We start from the raw sequence: 4599 nt of genomic DNA, 5'->3' as shown, positions 1-4599 counted from the left end.
CCCCCCCCCCCCCCCCCCCCCCGCCACGCCCCAGCCATTGCTGGTGCGTTCGAGATTATCGTCATGCAGCAGAAAGATCTGCCCGTCCTTCGACAGCTTGGCGTCAAATTCAATCATCGTGTGCCCGTAGCGGGCGCCGACGTCGATAGCCGCCAGGGTGTTCTCCGGCGCCAGTTTACCGCCGCCGCGATGGGCGACGATGCGGGGATAAGGCCAGTTACTCATGCGCGTTGTCCTGTTTCACCATCAAAGAGGTGCAGATGTTCCAAAGGCAGATGCAGCCATAGCGTGCTGCCTGCCGCCGGGCGCTGCTGGTGCGGCAGTCTGACCACCAGCTTCTGTTCGCCCCAGCGCCCGTGAGCGAGGTTATCGGCACCTAAAATTTCCAGGGTGTCCATCAGCAGCGGAATACCACCTTGCGCCTGCGAGCTTAAGATAAAATGCTCCGGACGGATACCGAGCGTCATTTTACGCCCAGCGTGGCGCCGGTGCTCATGATTCGTCGGCAGCTGCATGCCGCCCGCCAGCTCAAAGCGACCGCCGTCATCGCTGATGCGCCCTTCCAGCAGGTTCATGGCCGGGCTGCCGATAAAGCTCGCCACAAAGCGGCTGGCTGGCTTCTCATACACTTCCACCGGGGTGCCGATCTGCTCGGCAACGCCTTTGTTCATCACCATCACCCGCTGGGCGAGGGTCATCGCCTCCACCTGGTCATGGGTGACGTACAGCGAGGTGGTTTTCAGGCGGCGATGCAGCTGCTGCAGTTCCAGACGCATCTGCACGCGCAGCTTGGCGTCGAGGTTTGACAACGGTTCGTCGAAGAGGAATACCGCCGGATCACGCACGATGGCGCGGCCCATCGCCACGCGCTGGCGCTGGCCGCCGGACAGTTCCCGCGGGCGGCGCTTGAGCAGACCATCCAGCTCAAGAATGCGCGCCGCCTCCTGCACCCGCTCGGCGATCAATCCCTTACCCATGCCGCGAATCTTCAGCCCCCACGCCATGTTCTCTTCCACGCTCATATGCGGATAAAGGGCATAGTTCTGGAACACCATCGCGATGCCGCGATCCTTCGGCTCCATCTCGGTCACCCGTTTACGATCGATCCAGATATCGCCGCTGGTCACCCGTTCAAGTCCCGCGACCATCCGCAGCAGCGTTGATTTCCCGCAGCCCGACGGGCCGACCATGACGATAAATTCTCCGTCCGCCACGTCCAGCGTCAGCGGTTGAATTACCTGGGTTTTGCCATCCCAGCTTTTGCTTACTGCCTGTAGTTTTAAACCAGCCATTTTATTTCTCACTATCGACCAGGCCGCGCACAAACGCGCGCTGCATGGCTAAAACGATGACGACCGGCGGGATCAGGGTCAGCAGCATCGCCGCCATCACCTGATTCCACTGGGTAGTACCTTCGCCGGTGGCGATCATGCCTTTAATACCGGCGACGGCGGTGCCAAGATTCACATCCTGAATAATCAGCAACGGCCACAGATACTGGTTCCAGCCGTAGATAAAGGTGATGACGAACAGCGCGGCGAGGTTGGTTTTCGACAGCGGCAGCACGATGTCGCGAAAGAAGCGCATCGGCGAAGCGCCATCGATACGCGCCGCTTCAATCAGCTCGTCCGGCAGGGTCATAAAGAACTGGCGGAACAGGAAGGTAGCGGTGGCCGAAGCCATCAACGGCAGCGTTAACCCGGCATAGCTGTCGAGCATGTTGAGGTTGGCGATCACCTCCACCGTCGGGAAAATACGCACCTCGACCGGCAGCATCAGGGTGATAAAGATCATCCAGAAGAACAGGTTACGCAGCGGAAAGCGGAACCAGACGATAGCGAACGCCGAAAGCATCGACACCACGATTTTGCCGACCGTAATGGCGAACGCCATGATGAAGCTGTTGAGCATCATCAGCCAGAACGGCGCGCTGTTGACGCCGACGCCGTTCACCCAAATGGTCTTCATGTTCTCCAGCAGATGGCTACCGGGGATCAGCGTCATCGGCGTTTCAAATACCGATTTGTTATCCAGCGTCGCCGCCACGAAGGCGACGTACAGCGGGAATAAAATGACGGCGATACCCAGGATCAGCATGGTGTGGCTGAAAATCGTCAGCCCGCGACGGTTCTCAATCATTGGTAACGCACCTTACTTTCAACGTAACGGAACTGCACCACCGTCAGGATAATGACGAGGAACATCAGCACCACCGACTGCGCGGCGGAAGCGGATAGATCGAGCCCGGCGAAACCTTCGCGATAGATTTTGTAGATCAGAGTGGTGGTCGCCTGCACCGGGCCGCCAGCGGTGGCGGCATCGATCACCGGGAAGGTGTCGAAGAAGGCATAAACCAGGTTGACCACCAGCAGGAAGAAACTCACCGGCGCAATCAGCGGCAGCGCCAGCTTAAAGAAGCGACGAATCGGCCCGGCGCCGTCGATGGCGGCGGCCTCAACCAGCGAACGCGGAATCGACTGCAGCGCGGCGAAGAAGAACAGGAAGTTGTAGCTTATCTGCTTCCACACCGAGGCGAAGACCACCAGAAACATCGCCTGGCCGCTGTTCTGCGCATGGTTCCAGTCATAGCCCAGCTCGCCGAGGAAATGGGTGATCAGCCCGCGCCCGGGGTTAAAGAGGAAGATCCACAGCACCGCCGCGACGGCGGGGGCCACGGCGTACGGCAGCAGCATCAGCGTTTGATAAAAGCGGCTGCCGCGCACCACATAGTCGACCAGCGCGGCGAAAAACAGCGAAATGAGCAGGCCGCTGACGGTCACCAGGGCGCTAAATTTTATGGTGGTCCAGAACGAGTCCAGGTAGTACGGATCGTGGAACAGCGCAACGAAGTTATCCAGGCCGACGAACTGGCTGGAAAGGCCAAAGGGATCGACGCTCTGCAGCGAGTACCACAGCGCTTCGCCTGCGGGCCAGATAAAGAAAATCAACGTGATAATCAGCTGCGGCGCGACCAGCACATAGGGCAGCCAGCGCGAGCGGAATACCGGACGGGATGATGACATTGAGATTGGGTTCCTGAACAATGCCGGGTGGCGGCTACGCCTTACCCGGCCTACATAGGGCACATCGTAGGCCCGGTAAGCGCAGCGCCACCGGGCAAGTTACAGATTACGATTTGGTCGCTTGCTCGAAGCGACGCAGCAGCTGGTTTCCGCGCTGCACGGCGGAATCCAGCGCCTGCTGCGGGGTTTTCTTGCCGGTCCACACGCTCTCCAGCTCTTCATCGACGATGGTGCGGATTTGCGGCATGTTGCCCAGGCGCAGACCTTTGGTGAACGGCAACGGCGGCTTGTTCAGCATCTGGCGGGTAGCGATATCGGCGCCCGGGTTCTTATCATAGAAGCCCTGCTGACGCGTCAGATCGTAGGCCGCGGTAGTGATCGGCAGGTAGCCGGTTTTCTGGTGCCACTCGGCGGCGTTTTCCGGTTTGGTCAGGAAGTCGAGGAACTTCGCCACGCCGGTGTAGGTCTCTTTGTCTTTGCCCTGCATCACCCACAGGCTGGCCCCGCCGATGATGGCGTTCTGCGGCGCGCCTTTCACGTCGGCATCGTAAGGCATCATGCCGACGCCGTAGTTAAATTTGGCGTACTGGCGGATATCGGCCAGCGATCCGGACGAGGCAGTGGTAATGGCGCAGTCGCCGTTATAGAACTTTTCGGTAGACTCGTCTTTACGCCCGAAGTAGCTGAAATCGCCCTTCTTGTTCATCTCTTCGAGCAGCGCGATATGCTTCACCTGCTCCGGCTTGTTGAACTCAAGAACCGCGTCGGTACCGTCGAAGCCGTTATTCTTCGTGGCCACCGGCAGACCGTGCCAGGCGCTGAAGTTTTCAATCTGGATCCAGCCCTGCCAGCCGCTGGCGTAGCCGCACTTCATCCCGGCGGCTTTCAGCTTCGCGGTATAGGCCGCCAGATCCTGCCAGGTCTTCGGCGGCTGATCCGGATCTAAGCCGGCTTTTTTGAAGGCGTCTTTGTTGTAGTAGAGCACCGGGGTAGAGCTGTTAAACGGCTGGGAGAGCAGATGGCCGGTTTTCGAATCGGTGTAATACCCGGCCACCGTCGGTACGAACTGCGATTCATCAAACTTGATGCCCGCCTCGCTAAACACCTGGTAGACCGGCTTAATGGCTTTTGACGCCATCATGGTGGCGGTGCCGACTTCATACACCTGCAGGATAGCCGGCGCGTTGCCGGTACGGAAGGCGGCGATACCGGCGCTCAGGCTCTGCTCGTAGTTGCCTTTGTATACCGGAACGATTTTGTAATCAGGATTGGCCGCGTTAAAGCGTTGCGCCAGAGAATCCACTTCTTTACCCAGCTCGCCTTCCATTGAGTGCCAGAACGGGATGGTGGTAACCGCCAGGGCCTGACCGGCAAAAGCCAGGCTCAGCGCCAGTCCTAAAGCTGTATGTCGTAACGATATCATCGGTTATCTCTCTTGTTGTGCCGGATGCGCGATTTCACGCGTTTTATGCTCGCGGGGTAACATGACATGTTCGAATTACAGAAAAATAACTTTTTTATTACAAAAAAAAGATAGTAACGGGTCAGAGAGATGACAAGCCGATGAAAGGACGGG

General features: G+C 58.7%; 5 protein-coding genes. All 5 read right to left on the bottom strand.

The features are described from left to right. Positions 1–225: glycerophosphodiester phosphodiesterase family protein (locus HMPREF9538_RS23595; RefSeq protein ID WP_009484080.1), on the bottom strand; the 225-nt coding region annotated here is incomplete at its 3' end. Continuing rightward, entirely contained in the window at positions 222–1292 is a 1071-nt protein-coding gene (locus HMPREF9538_RS23600) for a sn-glycerol-3-phosphate import ATP-binding protein UgpC (RefSeq protein ID WP_004150074.1), read from the bottom strand. The genes HMPREF9538_RS23595 and HMPREF9538_RS23600, both read right to left, overlap by 4 nt. 1 nt (position 1293) lies before the next feature. Next, positions 1294–2139, bottom strand: a complete 846-nt coding sequence (gene ugpE / locus HMPREF9538_RS23605) for a sn-glycerol-3-phosphate ABC transporter permease UgpE (RefSeq protein ID WP_004174009.1) — start codon at positions 2137–2139, stop codon at positions 1294–1296. Further along, positions 2136–3023 (bottom strand): sn-glycerol-3-phosphate ABC transporter permease UgpA, encoded by an 888-nt coding sequence (gene ugpA / locus HMPREF9538_RS23610; RefSeq protein WP_002920792.1) that lies wholly within the window; start codon positions 3021–3023, stop codon positions 2136–2138. The genes ugpE and ugpA overlap by 4 nt, the downstream gene beginning before the upstream one ends. 106 nt (positions 3024–3129) lie before the next feature. Next, entirely contained in the window at positions 3130–4446 is a 1317-nt protein-coding gene (gene ugpB, locus HMPREF9538_RS23615; protein ID WP_002920796.1) for a sn-glycerol-3-phosphate ABC transporter substrate-binding protein UgpB, read from the bottom strand. Positions 4447–4599: the final 153 nt, after the last annotated feature.

Source organism: Klebsiella sp. MS 92-3 (assembly GCF_000195655.1).
GTDB classification, from domain to species: Bacteria; Pseudomonadota; Gammaproteobacteria; order Enterobacterales; family Enterobacteriaceae; genus Klebsiella; species Klebsiella pneumoniae.
The sequence above is the reverse complement of the archived record's forward strand: the minus strand, read 5'-3'. Positions and strand labels throughout refer to the sequence as shown.

Coding starts and splice junctions, on each gene's coding strand:
- HMPREF9538_RS23600 (WP_004150074.1), bottom strand. CDS start 1,292: ATGGCTGGTTTAAAACTACAGGCAGTAAGCAAAAGCTGGGATGGCAAA.
- ugpA (WP_002920792.1), bottom strand. CDS start 3,023: ATGTCATCATCCCGTCCGGTATTCCGCTCGCGCTGGCTGCCCTATGTG.
- ugpE (WP_004174009.1), bottom strand. CDS start 2,139: ATGATTGAGAACCGTCGCGGGCTGACGATTTTCAGCCACACCATGCTG.
- ugpB (WP_002920796.1), bottom strand. CDS start 4,446: ATGATATCGTTACGACATACAGCTTTAGGACTGGCGCTGAGCCTGGCT.